Genomic DNA, 14,074 nt, shown 5'->3' with positions numbered 1-14,074 from the left:
AGTTTCCCAAACCGGAAAGGGTTTTATACTTTTTTCTTAGATTTTTTCAAACCGGTCTTTTAATTTTTCTAAGACCAGGGGTAATGTGGTGTACTCCATTTCTTCTAAGTGCAGGCGGTGGGGTTCAAAGGGGCCAAGGCTACGCATATAATCAGCAATTCTTAAAGCTATCTCCCGCGCCCGGTCGTAAGCTCTATCGGCAAAGAAATCCTGCGGGCCAATTAGCTTGCCTTCGGCCAGCTGGAAGCCAAGGGCTATCACCCGGGGTGGCCCGTCAAACCGGGAAGGAGTCGCATCGGCCACCGACACCGGCATCAGCGGTCCCGAATGGGAACCGCGCATCCAGCCGGATACCAAATGCGGCCGGGCAAACGGTTCTAACGCTTCCCCTACCGCCGGAAGCCCACTCTGACAACGGACAATTAACACCGGGTCATCTTTCCCGATATACCGGCCGGCCATAAGATTTAAGCGCTGGGTACTGGAAGTGGCAGCAATTTCTCCGGATTTGCTATACACACTTTTAATGCAGTAACGTCCGGGAGCACCTATAAAGACCAGTAGATCATACAAGTCTTCCGGTGTGCTAAAAATAATTTTTTTGTTTTCTATTAAATCCAAAACCTCAAATTTAAAGCCGTCATGCATTTTAGGGTCGATGACAAGACCTATGGTATTAAAGGGGTCAGCAAACATTTTATATAAAGGCATGTTCCAGGCTCCGGGCTCGGTCTTATCGGCAGCAAAAACAATAATTGGTTCACTGGTTCTTTCCGTAAACTCCATTTCCGCAATCCCCGGACCTAAACCTTTCACATTACCGGAAAAAGCATCCGCCAAAAGGTCCTGTCCTGCCCCGTAAAGTTTAAGTTTCTTCGCTACTTCCGTACAGGCGACAAAAGTATCCCAGGCTAACTTATGGATTTCCTCCGAATCCACCCCCTGGCGGTGGGTCATGATTAAATTAATGTCATCGCCAACGTGGGTTACGTGGTAATCCACCAAAAGGGAACTTTTAGCCAGCTGTTCCCGGGCAGTTGCTAATAGCTCCTCGTGCACGCTGGAGTGCCCTACAAACCCTCCTACATCCGCTTTAATGACGGTAACAGTGATTTTACCCATCCAATCCCCCCATTTAGAATAGTATATTTTTTTATTATGCTATACTATATTTCTCTGTCAAACGAAAAATTCCTTCTTTTTCTTAAATTATGTTACATTATTTTAAATAAGCCAAACCGGGTAATGGATGGGCGGTGATCATTTACTAAAAGCCCTAAAACCCTGGCCTTCTGGCGGTATTCTAAATCAGCGATAAATGCTGCCCCTTTGATTTTTTTGGCTTTAAAAGCTGCTTGACTGCTGCTTAAGGCTGGAAGGAATTTCAGCCCGGGCTTTCCTTGAAAATACTCCCGGCATTGCTCCCAGAGTTCCGGACGCGATAAAACCACCTTTACCTCTTCCAGGTTTCGGGCTGTATAAGAAAAAAGTCCCGGAGTAATGGGTAAAAACACTTCTTCTAGCAGGATAAGTTTATTTTTTAAGGTCGTTAAGAGGTCGTCAACTTCTACCACTTTTCCGGAAATGCTGTTTTCCAGGGGGAATAGGGCACTTTCTATGTCCCCTTTTAATAAAGCTTTAACAATATCCTGAAAGGATCGGTACCAGACTTTCTGGGTAACCGGATGTTTTAATAGGGCCAAAGCTTTTTCCGAAAAAGTTCCCGGTGGACCTAAATAACCAGTACGCATCGCCATCCCCCTTAAAGCCTTCTACCCGCTGCTAAAAGCCAGGGCCTTAAATCTTCCAAAAACTTGCTAAAAGAAGTAAGATCCAGGGACTGTTTACCGTCGCTTAAAGCTTTTTGGGGTTCGGGATGCACTTCAATTAAAAGCCCATCGGCTCCTGCAGCCACAGCTGCTTTAGCCAGAGCCGGAATTATGTCAGTGCGCCCGGCCGCATGGCTGGGATCGATCAGCACCGGATAAGGGGTAAGCTTTTTTAAAAGGGGCACAGCACTTATATCCAGGGTGTTTCTGGTCATAGTTTCAAATGTCCTTATCCCCCGTTCGCATAGCAATATTTGCCGGTTACCCTCGGCTTTAAACGGCCCGGCAAAAATCATAAACCTTTTTTGACCTGTTAGTTGTTCCCACCAGTCCTTCTTAAGTTCTGATAAAACCCCATATTCCAACACCTCCATAAATAAATTAAACCCGGTCCTTCATCCCCAAGGGACGAAAGACCGGGTCGTCTTCCGCGGTACCACCCTTCTTGGCAAAAACTTGCCCCCTCTAAAGGTACGGGAAATTTCCCTCAAAAGGTACAAAAAAACCTTTGGCTTAGGGAACCAAAGGCTTATTTACCACCCTAAGAGTACAGGAAACTTCCGATACCCCGTTCCTTTTAACGGTGGAACTCTCCGGGAGCGCCTACTTCTTGGTTCAGCGTCCAGCTCCAGGGAGAACTTCAGATTTTCCGCAACCGCCGGGCTTCCACCCTCCCCGGCTCGCTTTTGGAGCTAAAAAACCCTACTTTTCCCCTTCAAAGCTTTTTACTTGTCATGAATTTTAACATCAAGACAGGATTAATGTCAAGCATTTTCAGTCGAATTTGTCAGCAGCCAAAGCAAAGTTCTTGACAAAACAACAAATACGGTATATCATATGATTTGCCCAGAAAAGTTATCAAGACATTGGGCGCGTAGCTCAGCTGGGAGAGCACCTGGTTCGCACTCAGGAGGTCGAGGGTTCGAGTCCCTTCGCGTCCACCATTTCTAAGTATAAAACCCGCAATTTTGCGGGTTTTTTTACTTTTATTTTTTATTTTCATCCCCTGCTGCCGCTTCTACTATTACTTGTTTTGCTTCAATATAGGCGGCACATTTTAGTTCTAAAAATTTATAGTTACAGCAACGCTTAAATACATATGTAAATATTATTTGAATTACTTGACATTTCACTATTTAACATATTTTTCCTCCAGTAATAAATAATAAAATAGGGTAGCAGTTGCTACCCTATGGACTTTTTTAGCTCCCCACTTTTACGGCAGGGGCTCTCCGACTTTTTTGTTCAGCTTTATTATATACCTAAATCCCAAATTTTTGCAAGATATTTTTAGGTAAATGCTTTTTAACTTAATCTAACTTTTTATCTCCTTAAATTCCCACCAGTTGCCTTCCTTCTTTAGAAGCTCAACCATCCTCGGGAAATTTTAATTCCAGGTACTTTAAAAACTGCCAACCTGCCACCACAAAAAGCCTACCGTTAAAGCAAGGTTTTTATTTTCCCCATATTTAACGTTTTACTAAACCTTAAATTTCTCCACGTTAGCCACCAATTCCTGGGCTGAAGCCGCCAGTTCTTCAGTAGCCGCACTGTTTTCTTCAATGGTGGCGGAAACTTCTTCGGTAATGGCCGAAATGTTTTGCAAGGATCTGGCAACCTTTTCACTACCTTCCGATTGTTGCTGGGCAATGGTGCTAATCTCGCGAATCCGCTCGTTTAAAGCCTCAATTTTCCCAAAGATTTCTTTAAAGCTTTCCAAAGCAACTCTGCCAAGGCGATCACCTTCATTGACAGCTTTTAAGGCTACCTGCATACCTGCAGCAATTTCCCGGACCACTCCAGAGATTTCATCGGTAGACTGAGCAGAACGTTCCGCAAGCTTCCTTACTTCTTCCGCAACCACCGCAAAACCGCGACCATGTTCGCCAGCCCTGGCCGCTTCTATGGCAGCGTTTAAGGCCAAAAGATTGGTTTGCTCGGCAATTTCATTAATAATTTCCAACATCCCGTTAATCGCCTGGGCACTTCTTTCTAAATCGGAAACCTTTGCTTTTATTTCTTCTAAACCGTTAAAATTTTCTTTTAAGGCTTTTTCACCTTGAGTAGCCGCAGCGACAGTTTCTTCAGCAAGTTTTAACATTTCTGTAACAGAGGCGGCAGCTTTAGAAGCTTTTTCGGCAAAAGATTCCATTTCCAAAGCTATAGCATTAATTTCGCTTGTCTGGTTCTGACTACCCGTAGCAATTTGCTGGGTGCTGGCCGAAATTTCCTGAGCCGCGGCAGCAACCGATGAGGCAATTTCCCGGATTTTTTGAACTAATACTGCCACTCCAGCGACCGTATCCTGCAGGCTTTTTGCTAAAACGCCGAGCTCATCACCGCGCTCGGTTCCTTCAATCGCTACTGTCAGTACTCCATCCCTAATGAGTTTAAGTTTCTCGACCACATGTCCAATAGGATTACTAATAAAACGGCTTACATACAAGGCTACAACTGCTAATATCACAAGGGTTAAAATTAAGATAAGTAAATCCGCCTTTAAGATAGTTTTTGTATCAGCGCCAACTTCCGCTGCTTCAAAATTTGCTGCCATTTTCCAGCCTGTACGCGGTGAGGTAAAAAAGGCTATGTATTTATCAACGCCATTATATTTATATTTAAAAAATCCAGAATTCTCTTTAAGCATTTTCTGCGCAAAATCATATTTGGCAAAGGATTGTCCCAGCAATTTCGGATCTTTATGAGCTATCACCGTACCCTTTTGGTCAATGGCAAAAAGGTATCCGGTCTTACCCACTTTTATCTCCTTAATGGAATTATTAAAGTGGTCCAAGGAAATATCGGCTGCTACTACGCCTACCGGTTTTCCATTTTTTTCAACCAACCGGGCTACGGTAACCACCGTCTTTCCGGTAAAAGCGTCTTGATACGGCTCGGTCCAAATAGCTTTTCCAGGAGAAGATAGCGCCTGTTGATACCACGGACGCTTTCTGGGATCATATCCCGGCGGTAACTGCTGCTTGGGATAAAGGTAAATTTCACCGCGCACCGTACCTATGTAAATTGACATTATAGCCGGATTATTTTTTAAAGTATTTTCTAGTGTCTTACCAAACCATTGGGCACATCCCGGTATATCGTAGAAATTTTCGGCATTGTCTTCCTGGGCTAAAGTTTCCACAGTCCGCTGGATTCCTTCCAGAAAATGATCAATCGCCACATCGCCAAGTTTTGCCGTATCCATGGCCGTATTTTTTAATTTATTAAACAAGACCCTTTGCGCTTCCCAGTAATTAAATGCTGTCGTCACCAGTAACGGTACGGCTACCATTAAAAGAAGTATGAGAAAAATTTTTACCTTTAAGGAGTTTAAACGCATACTCTTCCCCCCGGTTCTAAATGTTTAACATTTTTAGGCAATTTCAATCATGCCCGGATTATTACATCTTTTTCTCTTCCCGCAAAACCTGCCATTGTTCCTGCACTAAATTTACTAATTTTTTGGGTAACAAATTTTTATTTTGTATTAAATAACTAAACCATTTCGCTGCCTTTTCATAATCTTTTAACCTTCGACTTAATTCCGCAATTAAATAAGCTAAGGTAAAGCTTTCGGTTGAGTTCAATTCGGTGGTAAAAGCTTTTTCATAATAGTTTACAGCATAACGTAAATATTTTTCCTCATTTTCTTGCTCGCCATTTAGGCGATACACACAGGCAAGATTATGGCAAAGACGGCCTAAAGTGCTATCTTTTTCTTTTTTAAATAAGGCACATTTTAAAGCTTGGCCATAGGATTTTACTGCTAAGGTAAAATCCCTCTCCCCCCAAAAGTTATCCGGTAGAAGATTTTTGGCCAGTTCTTTTTTTAATTCCTCCTGTTCATTTTTCCGGACCGCTTTAAATTCTTCGGTAAACGCATAAAAACATTGGGGACAAATATTAACTTTGTAATAAAGCGGGTTTAATCCAGTGTAGCGCATACATAAATCAGCATCCATGCCCGCCGGACGTAACGCCGAAGTCATCACCTTCAAAGTTTTATATTCACTGCCACAAAGCGGACATTGAATGGTTTTGGCATAAAGACCCTGCGTCAATGCTATCACTCCACTTCTTTTACAAATCCTTTTCTCCTGTTAAAAATACTTGATATTCAGTCTCTTTAAATATTTTTTGGAATCTACCAATCTTTACTACAACCCCAGGGTAGACTTTTTTAAGCTTAACCGTACCGTTTTTGCCAACAATAATTTCCATCCCTGTACCAATAGGTGCACCCACTTCATCAAGCGCCACTGCTTTGCCAGCCGTTAGTACTCCTCCTACTACTGAAGTCCCGCTTTCACCAAAAACTACTCCGGAAGCATTAACCACGCACTGATAAAGGGATTTACCGTTTAAAATAAAATCTCCATAAACGTTAAATCTGGCGTTCTGGCCGGAATACACAGTAAGCTTATAGGGAGTAGAAGCAAACATCTTTTCTTCCGTTTGAAAATATTTACCGCCTTCGGTGAGAACATGCCACCAGAGATTTATTTTTTGCTGTAAAATATGCGCCGGTACGGTTTCGGAAATGGTCCGTAACAAAGCACTAACAATTTTCTCAATTGTAGTAACCTTTTCCAATCCTTCGCTCCAAAATGCTTCCATTTCCGGCTTACACTCAACTAATCTCTGGTAAGCCTTTTTAAGTTTTTCCAGCTGTAATCTTAACTCATCTGGTTTTTTATAAAGTAGTTGTAAAATCCTAAATAAAGTAACCGGAGTATCTTTGAGATTTGGTAAAAGCTGAGCGATTAAAAGGATTAATGGGTTTAAATTTTCAACCAGGTCGCTCACGACTGCATTTACTTTTGAAGCTAACATCGGTCTTAGACCGACCGTTATTTCCGAATTGATAATATTTTTCCGGGCGATAAACGACTCACCAGCATAAATTTTGGCCGATTCTACCGAACCGAAAACCTCGACCGACCCTTCAGCTTTAATTAACACATTTTCCCGGACATTGCCGTTAACCTTGATACTACCAATAAACTGGTAGTTACCAGTTTTATAAAAAAGGTCGCCATCTAACTGAAGTAAATTCTGTACATCAAAGCCAGCGTTACCTATACGCACCGGTAAGCCATTTATAGTCGCAATTACTTTATCGTCTTTTATCTCCGCTCCCTTATGCACCTTTAATTTCAGCGGAACATACGCTGGGGCTTTTATTGGCTTACCGAAAATATCAACCCCATTTTTCCCCGGTTTTCCCCTTCTCACTTCCGCTAAGACCTGCCCTTTTGTTACTTGCGGAAGCGATTTAAAATAATATACCCGGTGCCCGAGCTTATCCATGGAGTACTTGACATCATCGCTTTCAAAGTAGGTGATCAACTCATCAGGAACTGGAGGCACTGGCTCAATCCCCCGGGCAACAAGAATAAATTCTCCCGGATGGTCTAAAACAAGAGGTAAATTTTCTTCAATTATACCATAAATTATTCCTTTTGCTTTTAAAAATTCTTTTAACTCTTCCAGCGAAGGAAATGCTCCCTCCTCCGTCTGCGTAAGAGGTGAAAATTTTAAATACGCTTCCAGATTATTGTTGGAAACCTTTACCTCCCAATAACTTCCGGTGCTGGAGTCAGTCACCGCCCCCACCCCTTTTTTAAGAGAAATTAAAAAACCTCCTGCCAGAGGAGGTCTATATCCTTTGGCAGCTGGCTAGCATGGCAGACAACCTGCTTTAGCCCCTTTAGCTTTGCGCCCCCGGCTTTCGCCGGGTTTGCCTTTAACTTTTTCTCCCTTTAAATTTTACTTAAACGTTCCCTGGGTGAAAGAATTTGGTTTATTCTTACGCCAAAATTCTCCCCTACTACCACTATTTCTCCCCGCGCTACAAGAGTACCGTTTACCAAAACTTCTACATCTTCATCCAACAGCCGGTCTAAGTCGATAATTGCCCCCGGCCCTAAGCTTAAAATTTCTTTAATTGGCCGTCGAGTGCGTCCTAGCACTACTTCCACTTTGAGTGGAATATCTAAAATTAATTCTAATTTTTCATCGGAAGGCAAATTAAGGTACTCCTCGTTCCCGTGCTTATCTTTCCCTTCCACCCTTTCTTTTGATTCTTTAACCGACTCACGATACTCAACGGTCGGTTCGGGCTCCATACCCCCATAAAGCTTATCTAACAGCATTTTGGCCACTTCTTTGGCAGTTGCCGGCTCCATAATCTGCATTATTTCGGTATCAATTAAATCCTCAATTTGCATTTTAAAATAGATAACTACTATTTCCTTACCGCCAAAGGGCTCGTAAATATCCCTTTCCCGAGAATTTACCATTTGCGATTTTGGAGGGGAAATGTTAATTTTACGCTTGAAAATCTCCGAAAGGGCGGTGGCACTGCTGGCAATCATTTGGTTCATAGCTTCTCTTGCTGCACTTTGTTCTAGTTCAGTTATTTCCCCGGTCTGGGTACCATCGCCCCCCATCATCAAATTGGCAATTACTCCCACTTCATGCTCTTTAATGATTAAAATATTTTTTCCAGTAAGGCCTTCGGTAAATTCTACTTCAATAACCATGTACGGCTCGAGAAAATTAGCAAAAAACTCCTTTTCGTTACTAACCTCCACTCTTGGACTGGTAATGGTTACTTTACGCCCTACCAGCTGAGACAGGGAAGTAGCCGCTGAGCCCATGGAAATATTTCCTACTTCGCCTAAAGCATCTTTTTCTTCCGCCGTTAAAACCTCGGCACTGCCTTGACTTTCACTTTCCTGGGACTCGCCCACAGTTCCCTTAAGTAGCGCATCAATCTCTTCTTGGCTTAAAAATTGGTTATCCATCGGCTTCATCCCTTTCTGTAATCCTGGTAATCTGGCAGCAAAGCTTATCGTCCAAACGGCCAGGCTGAACTTTAAATAACGCTTGGTCCTCAATCAAAAGCTCTAATTCTTCATCCAACCTTTTATTTAAAACAATAATATCTCCTGGCTCAACCTTTAAAAAATCCCGCACTCTAAGATCCGTTTCGCCTAAAACAGCAGTAATCATAAGCTCGCTTTGAGCTAAAAAGTTTTCCATATGCCGGGCAAAGGCTTCCCGGTCCGCATCAGCTGCATGCGAAAACCAGTAACTGGCAGATAACTTCGCTAAAAGTGGGTCAAGAACTTCAAAGGGCAGGCACAAGTTTATAAGCCCTTTGTTGTTTAAGATTTCCGTGGTAAAGGTTATTATTGCTACTATTTCGTTAGGAGATAAAACCTGGTGAAGCCGCGGGTTGTTTTCCATCGATTCAATCTCTGGCTCTACCTGGATAATGTCCATCCAAGACTGGGTCAAATTTTCCAATAAACGATAGTTTAATTTTTTCACCACTGCTAGTTCGATATCCGTAAGTTCCCGTATCTCTGGCGGCATATCGCCGCTGCCACCAAATAAAAGGCTGATAATGGGAAAAATAAATTGTAGATTGGTTTCCATCACCATACTTCCCTTTAAAGGATGCAGGCGAAAAGTTGTAATTAAAGTCGGGGTCGGCACTGAAACCAAAAAATCTTCATACGTGGCCTGGTCTACCGAGGCAACCTTAACCGATATGTTTGTGCGAAGATACCCGGTAAGAAAGTTAGATATAAGCCGGGCATAGTTATCATGGATTAGGTGTAAAGTCCGCAGGTTTTCCTTGGAAAATTTATTGGGTCTTCGAAAATCGTACTTTCGGTACCGCACCTCTTCCTTTTTTTCTTGGGTAATTTTTTCAATATTCCCGGAAGCCAGGGCCGCAATTAAAGAATCTATCTCCTCCTGGGACAAAACTTCTTTGCTCTCATTTAGCTCAGGCAACTGAATCCCGCCTTTCGCCTTATCTCTTTAAAGTTTTTTCAAAAGCTTGCAGAATTCGATCTTGCTGAAAAGGCTTTACAATAAAATCCATCGCCCCGGCTTGAATTGCCTCCATAACTAAGGCTTGCTGCCCCATAGCGCTACACATGATGATTTTGGCGTTAGGATCAATTTTTTTAATTTCGCGGACAGCCTGGATACCATCCATTTCAGGCATGGTAATGTCCATGGTTACGACATCAGGCTTAAGCTGCTTGTACATTTCCACAGCCTGAGCACCATTTTCAGCCTCACCCACAATCTCATAACCGTTTTTTACCAGGATATTTTTAATCATCATCCGCATAAAAGCCGCATCATCCACAATTAACACTTTTGCCGACATTCCTTTCCCTCCTGATTTTTAAGTTAAATCCCTAAAGCTGAAAAAATTTTTTGCAATGAACCTGGTTTGGGTACATAGAAAAAATGACCCTTGATTTTTTCACCCTTTTCAATTAAATTGGTATCTATTACCAAAACCTGTTCATCAAAAACTCCCGAGGCTATAAGCCCGGTGGTAAGGGTTGCGGCCAGCATATCATAGCTAAAAAGCGGTACTTCCGATATAAAATTTAACCCGGTTAAACTGCCAATAGCCTGCGCAAAAGAACCGGCTAAGATGTTGCAAATTTCTTTTAAGGCAGAAGCGGAAAATTCATCCAGCTCATAACCGCTGGCTTCAACACCGGTTAAAAGTTTTAAGAGCTTGTTGGTACTTTCCTGATTAAAAATAAAAAGAATGTCCCCCGGGGCATCTCCCTTGATGCCAAGGAAAATACAGGAAACCAGCTCTTCAGGACTGCCAATACGCTGGATAATTTCATCAAAACTAATAACCACGGCCTCCGGCACATCCATGTCAATCCTGCGCGCCAGAAACTCCGCTAAGGCTGTAGCCGCATTTGCTATGCCAATATTGCCTATTTCTTTTAGGGCATCCAGTTTTAAATTATCCTTTTCATTAGCCATCAACCTCCTCCTTTCTTACAATATTTTCCTGTAGTAACACGGTTCCATCCGCATTAACCTGTATTTTTCAGGATTAAAAATTACTTCACTCCCCCCAATAAAAAGGATCCCCTTTGCTACCAAGCTATCGGAAAATTTGCGGTATAAATTGTCCTGAGCTTCCCTGGTAAAATAAATGATAACGTTACGACAAAGAATCACGTTATAATCATGATCAAAGCTGTCCTTTAAAAGATTTTGCTGCTTAAAATTTACTTTGCGCCGTAGATTTAATTTCACCTGATACTGGTCACCTATTTTATCAAAATATTTAATGCGCCAGGGCTCAGGCACATTTTTTAAAGCATCCTGGCCAAATTTTCCTTCCCTGGCAGCTTTTAAGATGTTTTCGTCCAAATCGGTAGCATCCAGTTTATAGTTTTTCAAGCCTAATTCTTCTAAAAAGATTGCCACAGAATACGGCTCGGCTCCCGTAGAACAGCCAGCGCTCCAAATTTTTATCGAAGTTTTCCCACGCAATTCCGGTAAGTATTTTTCGTACAATTTAAAAAAAATTTTGGGATCTCGAAAAAATTCAGTAACATTTATGGTAAGAGTATCAATAAATTTTTCAAACATTTTGGCATCTTTGTCCATAGCCACAAGAAGATTGTTAAAATCCCCAAGGCCAGATTTTTCTAAAAAAAGGGTGAGCCGCCTCTGCACCTGGTTTTCCTTATACTGGTTCAAATCCAAACCATATCTTTTATATACCTGGAGTTTAAATTCCGCGAAATTCATTAAATCACCTTTATTATATTTCCAATTATTTTTACAGTAACATTTCCGGTAGAGGTATCTAATATCATCGTCCGGCCCTTATTTCCACCCACTTCTTCTGCTACAAGTTTAAGGCCAAGTCGGTTAATTACCTTTTTACACATAGCAATGTTGCGCTCACCAATGTTCATAATCGTTTGCGCCCCGGGACCAGAAAACATCTGAGCGCCACCTACCATTTTTACCTCTAAAGAGCTTTTTTTAGTTCCATGCTTTTCCATTTCCCTTACCACCAAAGGAATCCCGGTATCCGCAAATTTCTCCGGTTTTATTTGCCCGCTAAACTGCGAACTGTCCGGAAGCATTACATGTAAAAGTGCCCCCAATTTTAAGCGCGGATCAAAAAAGCTTACACCAACACACGACCCCAAACCATAGGTTACTATTTTAACCGGACTGCTGCCGAGCTTGTAATCGGCAATTCCTACTTGTAGTTCCATGGTACTTTTCATTCTTTACCTAACTTATCTCACTTTGCCAAGTTCATTAACCGCTTTGCTCAGCAGCTCATCCTGTACTTTAAGCCCCCGAACGTTGCTTTGTAGATACCGCAAGCTCTCTAAAAGCGCAGGATATTCTCGATTGGGGTCAACGTTGCTTTGTTCTAAAAAGCCCTGTAAAACCAAAGCATTTCCCGGACGTAAGTTGTTTGCGGCTGTTACAAAAAAATTATGACCTTCTTTTTCTAATAAAGCAGGGTTTATAGGTTCGGCAATCCTAAGACGGCCAAAATAACGGGTACGCTCCTTATTATAAATTCGTCCGTCTTTTTCTACATAAAGCTCTTCCGCATCGATTTTTATAGGCCCTTTTTCTCCTAAAAGCAAACTTCCGTCAGGCAAGCATAGATAACCATTTTTGTTTACCTGGAAGTCCCCGGCCCGAGTATATCTCAAACCTCCCCGCGTTTCCACCACAAAAAAACCGTTACCGAAAAGGGCAAAATCTAAGTTCCGACCTGTTGAGACAAACTTCCCAGAAGAAAAGTCCAAATAATTTAAATCGGGATTAACACCGTACTCAAGGCTACCAATAGCGCTACCCGCATAATTAATAACCTTTTCCTCAAAACCAGAATTCACCACTTCATCGGCCCGATACCCGACGGTATTGATGTTGGCGATATTATTGGCAATCGTGTCCAACTGTTTAATGCCCGCTTTCAGGCCGGTAGCAGAAATATAAATTCCCCTAAGCATTAAACGCCAACCCCTTCATTTAATAATTTCCGCAGCTTTTCTAACGCTTTGGAAGCAATTTGGGAAACCCGGGACACGGAGATATCCAGTATGGCAGCGATTTCTTTTAAAGATAATTCTTCAACATAAAATAACTGTAAAATCAGTTGTTCCCTTTCGTTTAACCGTTTAATCGCTTCCCGCAGTTCCTCAAATTCAACTTTTTGTAAATACATATTTTCCGGCGAATATTTTTCATCATCCGCAAGCAGGGAAAAACGGTCAAGAGAACTCTCCGGATCAACCATCTCATCTAAAGATAGGTGATTTTTTAAAGCCATCAAGGTTTTTATTTTTAAAACATCGCTGACGCTTATTCCAAGCTGCTCTGCTATTTTTTCGGCCGGCACCTCTTCACCAATGTTTGTATTCATCAGCATTTCTTCGCTGGTTGTTACTTTTTTTATCTTATCCCACACCGAGCGCGGCAAAAAGTTCTGTTTTCGCAATTCATCGATAATCGCTGCCCGAATCTTTAAGGAAGCATACGATTCAAACTTTACACCGCGGCTCTGGTCAAAGGTTTCTACCGCTTCGATTAAGCCAATAATACCGTAACCTTCAATGTCTTCTCTGTAGAGGTGGGCAGGAAGTTTTAAACTCATTGCCGCCGCCACTTTCCGGACTAACGGTAAATAATACTCCACCAATTCATTTCTCTGTTGCAATGATTTATGCTGGAAGTATTCGGTCCATAAAACGGCCACATCCAAGCTCTCACTTCCCATCGGCCATAGTTCTTCTACTTTTCTGCATTTCTTGAAATACATAAGCAAAGAGGGTATCTTGTTCCTGCCGGGTAATATTTTTGAACTCAATCCCATAATGATAAATACCGCTCGGTATCTTTTCTACGCGTTTAATCTCCCCATCTAATAAAAATTCAATAATTTTCCCTTTTAATTCAACGTAAAACTGTAACTTAAGTAAAGAATTAACCGGCAAAAGTTCAGAAGTTGCTATTTTCATTCCGCCACTACTTAAGTCTACAGACTTTGCTTTTTTCCAATTTAACTCCCCATTGTTATTCAAGAGCGCATAACAAACATCCAGGACTTTTTTATGGCGAACAAAACGGCGCAGTTGAATCCTGTGAATGCTCTCCGGCGTTGGTAGCAACAATTCATAGCCAAAAAAAGGCTTTTGCAATCTGCGGATAATACGCGTTGCAAACTGGTAACGACACCCTTCCTCAACATATTCAATTAAAACTTCCTGCTCGGGATAAAGAAAAAGTAGGGTACCCCGGTCAAAAGGGCCAAGAATCAAGAAGCTTTGTTCTTTAACTTCCTGAACCTGAGCAGGAAAACTTTTTTTTACCGCTAGGTTGGGATAAAGTTCAAGCTTTAAAAATTCGTGCAACATATA

General features: G+C 41.9%; 15 protein-coding genes, 1 tRNA gene, 1 riboswitch and 1 other annotated feature. Of the genes, 1 reads left to right on the top strand and 15 read right to left on the bottom strand.

Features of this window, described 5'->3' with window-relative positions; all coding sequences use genetic code 11:
• Window positions 1–36: 36 nt before the first annotated feature.
• From fbp to cpu_RS05665, 3 genes are all read right to left on the bottom strand, one after another.
• Window positions 37–1,122, bottom strand: coding sequence for a fructose-1,6-bisphosphate aldolase/phosphatase (fbp, locus tag cpu_RS05675; protein ID WP_075859072.1), 1,086 nt, complete (start codon window positions 1,120–1,122; stop codon window positions 37–39).
• Between the two features lie 92 nt (window positions 1,123–1,214).
• Entirely contained in the window at window positions 1,215–1,751 is a 537-nt protein-coding gene (locus cpu_RS05670) for a prephenate dehydratase domain-containing protein (protein ID WP_075859071.1), read from the bottom strand.
• A gap of 11 nt (window positions 1,752–1,762) precedes the next feature.
• The gene (locus cpu_RS05665; RefSeq protein ID WP_439951470.1) at window positions 1,763–2,194 is read right to left on the bottom strand and encodes a hypothetical protein; all 432 of its coding nucleotides are present in this window, start codon (window positions 2,192–2,194) and stop codon (window positions 1,763–1,765) included.
• Between the two features lie 36 nt (window positions 2,195–2,230).
• Window positions 2,231–2,557 (bottom strand) — a binding site (T-box leader).
• Between the two features lie 140 nt (window positions 2,558–2,697).
• Here cpu_RS05665 and cpu_RS05660 point away from each other — a divergent pair.
• Window positions 2,698–2,773 (top strand) — tRNA-Ala (locus cpu_RS05660).
• Between the two features lie 536 nt (window positions 2,774–3,309).
• Here the strand turns inward: cpu_RS05660 and cpu_RS05655 are convergent.
• From cpu_RS05655 to cpu_RS05600, 12 genes are all read right to left on the bottom strand, one after another.
• The gene (locus cpu_RS05655) at window positions 3,310–5,169 is read right to left on the bottom strand and encodes a methyl-accepting chemotaxis protein (protein ID WP_075859070.1); all 1,860 of its coding nucleotides are present in this window, start codon (window positions 5,167–5,169) and stop codon (window positions 3,310–3,312) included.
• A 61-nt stretch (window positions 5,170–5,230) separates the two neighbouring features.
• The gene (locus tag cpu_RS05650; RefSeq protein WP_075859069.1) at window positions 5,231–5,890 is read right to left on the bottom strand and encodes a DUF2225 domain-containing protein; all 660 of its coding nucleotides are present in this window, start codon (window positions 5,888–5,890) and stop codon (window positions 5,231–5,233) included.
• Window positions 5,891–5,909: 19 nt separating this feature from the next.
• Window positions 5,910–7,436 (bottom strand): FapA family protein, encoded by a 1,527-nt coding sequence (locus cpu_RS05645; protein ID WP_159433974.1) that lies wholly within the window; start codon window positions 7,434–7,436, stop codon window positions 5,910–5,912.
• A gap of 60 nt (window positions 7,437–7,496) precedes the next feature.
• Window positions 7,497–7,584, bottom strand: a riboswitch (cyclic di-GMP riboswitch).
• 7 nt (window positions 7,585–7,591) lie between these two features.
• Complete coding sequence (gene fliY / locus cpu_RS05640; protein ID WP_075859067.1) at window positions 7,592–8,638, bottom strand: flagellar motor switch phosphatase FliY; 1,047 nt, start codon at window positions 8,636–8,638, stop codon at window positions 7,592–7,594.
• Window positions 8,631–9,638 (bottom strand): flagellar motor switch protein FliM, encoded by a 1,008-nt coding sequence (gene fliM, locus cpu_RS05635; RefSeq protein ID WP_075859066.1) that lies wholly within the window; start codon window positions 9,636–9,638, stop codon window positions 8,631–8,633. The genes fliY and fliM overlap by 8 nt, the downstream gene beginning before the upstream one ends.
• A 19-nt stretch (window positions 9,639–9,657) precedes the next feature.
• On the bottom strand, window positions 9,658–10,023 hold the full coding sequence (locus tag cpu_RS05630; RefSeq protein WP_075859065.1) for a response regulator: 366 nt from the start codon (window positions 10,021–10,023) through the stop codon (window positions 9,658–9,660).
• Between the two features lie 23 nt (window positions 10,024–10,046).
• The gene (locus cpu_RS05625) at window positions 10,047–10,649 is read right to left on the bottom strand and encodes a chemotaxis protein CheC (protein WP_075859064.1); all 603 of its coding nucleotides are present in this window, start codon (window positions 10,647–10,649) and stop codon (window positions 10,047–10,049) included.
• A 15-nt stretch (window positions 10,650–10,664) separates the two neighbouring features.
• Entirely contained in the window at window positions 10,665–11,429 is a 765-nt protein-coding gene (locus cpu_RS05620; protein ID WP_075859063.1) for a CheR family methyltransferase, read from the bottom strand.
• A complete protein-coding gene (locus cpu_RS05615; protein ID WP_077177191.1) occupies window positions 11,429–11,908 on the bottom strand; it encodes a chemotaxis protein CheD in 480 nt (159 codons plus the stop codon). Before cpu_RS05615 ends, cpu_RS05620 begins: the two co-directional genes overlap by 1 nt.
• Before the next feature lie 24 nt (window positions 11,909–11,932).
• On the bottom strand, window positions 11,933–12,667 hold the full coding sequence (locus cpu_RS05610) for a flagellar hook-basal body protein (protein WP_075859061.1): 735 nt from the start codon (window positions 12,665–12,667) through the stop codon (window positions 11,933–11,935).
• The gene (locus cpu_RS05605; protein WP_159433973.1) at window positions 12,667–13,434 is read right to left on the bottom strand and encodes a sigma-70 family RNA polymerase sigma factor; all 768 of its coding nucleotides are present in this window, start codon (window positions 13,432–13,434) and stop codon (window positions 12,667–12,669) included. The genes cpu_RS05610 and cpu_RS05605 overlap by 1 nt, the downstream gene beginning before the upstream one ends.
• Window positions 13,424–14,068 carry a flagellar brake protein gene (locus cpu_RS05600; RefSeq protein ID WP_075859060.1) on the bottom strand — a complete coding sequence of 215 codons (645 nt, stop codon included), beginning with the start codon at window positions 14,066–14,068 and terminating at the stop codon, window positions 13,424–13,426. The genes cpu_RS05605 and cpu_RS05600 overlap by 11 nt, the downstream gene beginning before the upstream one ends.
• Window positions 14,069–14,074: the final 6 nt, after the last annotated feature.

Origin of the sequence: Carboxydothermus pertinax, assembly GCF_001950255.1 — a bacterium.
Lineage (GTDB): Bacteria > Bacillota > Z-2901 > Carboxydothermales > Carboxydothermaceae > Carboxydothermus > Carboxydothermus pertinax.
Note: the sequence above shows the minus strand (reverse complement) of the source record. Positions and strands in the feature narration are given on the sequence as shown.

What these genes read in the sequence shown, in the direction of transcription:
- fbp (WP_075859072.1), bottom strand. Translation starts at nt 1,122, where the DNA reads ATGGGTAAAATCACTGTTACCGTCATTAAAGCGGATGTAGGAGGGTTT.
- cpu_RS05670 (WP_075859071.1), bottom strand. Translation starts at nt 1,751, where the DNA reads ATGCGTACTGGTTATTTAGGTCCACCGGGAACTTTTTCGGAAAAAGCT.
- cpu_RS05655 (WP_075859070.1), bottom strand. Translation starts at nt 5,169, where the DNA reads ATGCGTTTAAACTCCTTAAAGGTAAAAATTTTTCTCATACTTCTTTTA.
- fliY (WP_075859067.1), bottom strand. Translation starts at nt 8,638, where the DNA reads ATGGATAACCAATTTTTAAGCCAAGAAGAGATTGATGCGCTACTTAAG.
- cpu_RS05630 (WP_075859065.1), bottom strand. Translation starts at nt 10,023, where the DNA reads ATGTCGGCAAAAGTGTTAATTGTGGATGATGCGGCTTTTATGCGGATG.
- cpu_RS05625 (WP_075859064.1), bottom strand. Translation starts at nt 10,649, where the DNA reads ATGGCTAATGAAAAGGATAATTTAAAACTGGATGCCCTAAAAGAAATA.
- cpu_RS05620 (WP_075859063.1), bottom strand. Translation starts at nt 11,429, where the DNA reads ATGAATTTCGCGGAATTTAAACTCCAGGTATATAAAAGATATGGTTTG.
- cpu_RS05615 (WP_077177191.1), bottom strand. Translation starts at nt 11,908, where the DNA reads ATGGAACTACAAGTAGGAATTGCCGATTACAAGCTCGGCAGCAGTCCG.
- cpu_RS05610 (WP_075859061.1), bottom strand. Translation starts at nt 12,667, where the DNA reads ATGCTTAGGGGAATTTATATTTCTGCTACCGGCCTGAAAGCGGGCATT.
- cpu_RS05605 (WP_159433973.1), bottom strand. Translation starts at nt 13,434, where the DNA reads ATGGGAAGTGAGAGCTTGGATGTGGCCGTTTTATGGACCGAATACTTC.